Source organism: Burkholderia sp. Ac-20392 (assembly GCF_017104585.1).
GTDB lineage: Bacteria > Pseudomonadota > Gammaproteobacteria > Burkholderiales > Burkholderiaceae > Burkholderia > Burkholderia lata.
Map to the genome: position 1 here is coordinate 1 of NZ_JAAGPB010000898.1, position 1,861 is coordinate 1,861.

The window sequence follows — 1,861 nt, forward strand, 5'->3', positions numbered from 1 at the left end:
TCCGTTCGCGGGCGGGCTGAAATTCGACACGCCGATCGGCGGGATCTACTCGACGAACATCACGCCGGACCCGAAAACGGGCCTCGGCGGCTGGACGGTCGAGGACTTCACGCGCGCGGTGCGCGAAGGCGTGCGCAAGAACGGCGACACGATGTATCCGGCCATGCCGTTCCCGTCCTACGCGCGCCTGACCGACGACGACATGAAAGCGCTGTACGCGTACTTCATGCACGGCGTCGCGCCGGTCGAGCACGAGAACCGCGCGGTCGACATCGTGTGGCCGCTGTCGATGCGCTGGCCGCTCGGGATCTGGCGCAAGATGTTCGCGCCGACCCCGAAGCCGTTCGACGCGGCGCCGTACACCGATCCGGTGGTCGCGCGCGGTGCGTATCTCGTGCAGGGTCTCGGCCACTGCGGCGCGTGCCATACGCCGCGCGCGCCGACGATGCAGGAGCGCGGGCTCACCGACGCGGACGGCCCGGACTTCCTGGCCGGCGGCGCGGCGATCGACGGCTGGGTGCCGACGAGCCTGCGCGGCGAGCCGCGCACGGGCCTCGGCACGTGGACGGAAACCGAGATCGTGCAGTTCCTGAAGACGGGCCGCACGCTGCGCACGGCCGCGTTCGGCGGGATGACGGACGTGGTCGGCCACAGCATGCAGCACATGACCGACGACGACCTGAACGCGATCGCACGCTACCTGAAGACGCTGCCGCCGCGCGTGCAGGGTGAACAGCCCCACGTGTACGACGCGGCTGCCGCGAAGGCGCTGCAGGCCGGCGACGCGAGCAAGCCGGGCGCGGCCGTCTATCGCGACAACTGCACGGCCTGCCACCGCAGCGACGGCCACGGCTACACGCGCGTGTTCCCGGCGCTCGCCGGCAACCCGGTCGTGCAAGGCGACGATCCGACCTCGCTGATCCACGTCGTGCTGGAAGGCAGCGCACTGCAGGGCACGCGCACCGCGCCGTCGACGTTCACGATGCCGCCGTTCGGCTGGCGCCTGTCGGATCAGGAAGTCGCGGACGTGTCCAACTTCGTGCGCACGAGTTGGGGCAACACGGGGGCGCCGGTAACGGCCGCGCAGGTCGCGAAGGTGCGCAAGAGCGTGCCGTCGACCCGGCCCGAACCGCCGCCGGGCGCGCGGTTCCCGCAAGCGTCGCGTTGACGGGGCGGCGGGGCGCCAGCCCCGCCTGTCCGATGTACTTCAAGGCGCCGCCGCATCCGCGCGGCGCCTTTCATTTCGCCGGGGTTGCACCCCGCAAAGGCGGGCCAGCGCGTGAATTTTTCGCGGTGGCGCGCCATTTTTCCGCCTCATCCCTTATCCTTTCGTTCTTGAACCTTACTAAATAGTTACAAGAACTTCGGGAGGGGGGATGCCTCATGACGTCAGCCTGATTGCGTTGCTCGCGGCCGGTTTCGGTCTCGCGATGGTCTTCGGTTATTTCGCGTCGCTGTTGAAAATGCCGCCGCTCGTCGGCTATCTGCTTGCCGGGATCGTGATCGGCCCGGGCACGCCCGGCTTCGTCGGTGACCTGTCGCTCGCGCAGCAGCTTGCCGAAGTCGGCGTGATGCTGCTGATGTTCGGCGTCGGCCTGCATTTCTCGCTCGGCGATCTGCTCGCGGTGCGCAAGATCGCGCTGCCGGGCGCGATCGTCCAGATTACGGTGGCCACGCTGCTCGGCGGCGGGCTCGCGCTCACCTGGGGCTGGAGCGTCGGGGCGGCGCTCGTGTTCGGGCTCGCGCTGTCGGTTGCGAGTACCGTCGTGCTGCTGCGTGCGCTCGAAGGGCGCGGGCTGGTCGAGACGGTCAACGGGCGCATCGCGGTCGGCTGGCTCGTCGTCGAGGATCTCGTGATGGT

General features: G+C 69.3%; 2 protein-coding genes. Both read left to right on the forward strand.

The features are described from left to right. Positions 1-1,168 (forward strand): cytochrome c (locus G3N99_RS39485; protein ID WP_206125108.1); only part of this gene is annotated, 1,168 nt, incomplete at its 5' end. 208 nt (positions 1,169-1,376) lie between these two features. After that, positions 1,377-1,861, forward strand: a 485-nt coding sequence (locus G3N99_RS39490) for a cation:proton antiporter (protein WP_206125109.1), incomplete at its 3' end; no start/stop codon positions are given.